This window comes from Streptomyces sp. WAC06614 (assembly GCF_003949795.1).
Lineage (GTDB): Bacteria > Actinomycetota > Actinomycetes > Streptomycetales > Streptomycetaceae > Streptomyces.
Window position 1 is genome coordinate 1 of the sequence record NZ_RPRY01000791.1, and the last position, 518, is coordinate 518.

General features: G+C 69.9%; 2 protein-coding genes. Both read left to right on the forward strand.

All coding sequences use genetic code 11. From position 1 onward, the window contains the following. The coding region (locus EF918_RS36525; protein ID WP_185922116.1) for a type II secretion system F family protein at positions 1-273 on the forward strand (273 nt) is incomplete at its 5' end. A gap of 56 nt (positions 274-329) precedes the next feature. Beyond that, the coding region (locus EF918_RS36530; RefSeq protein WP_185922117.1) for a DUF4244 domain-containing protein at positions 330-518 on the forward strand (189 nt) is incomplete at its 3' end.

Sequence of the window (518 nt, forward strand, 5' to 3'; positions counted from 1 at the left end):
GCGTGGGGGCGGTTGGCGGAGGTTCCGGGCGCCCGCCCGCTCGCCGAGTGCCTGGACCGGGCCGCGCGGACCGGGGCGCCGGTCGCGGAGCCGGTCTCCCGGCTGGCGGCGGGGCTGCGGGCGGAGCGGTCCCGGCGGTCCACCGCCCGGGCGCAGCGGGCGGCGGTGCTCGTCACCGCGCCGGTGGGGCTGTGCTTCCTGCCCGCCTTCCTGGCGGTCGGGGTGGCTCCGGTAGTGATCGGAATGGCCTCCTCGCTGTTCGGCGGGACGTGAATGCCGATCAAGAAATGAAAGTGCGTCAAGAACACGAAACGACAAGGAGTTCCGTCATGAAGATCTTCTTTCTGTTGCGGTCCCGTGGGGCCCGTGCGGTGAATGTGTGGAGTGCGCGGCGAGGGGATGCCGGGATGTCCACTTCGGAATACGCCATGGGCACGATCGCGGCGTGTGCATTCGCGGCCGTTCTGTACAAGGTGGTGACGAGTGACGTGGTGTCCACGGCACTCCAGTCGGCCATC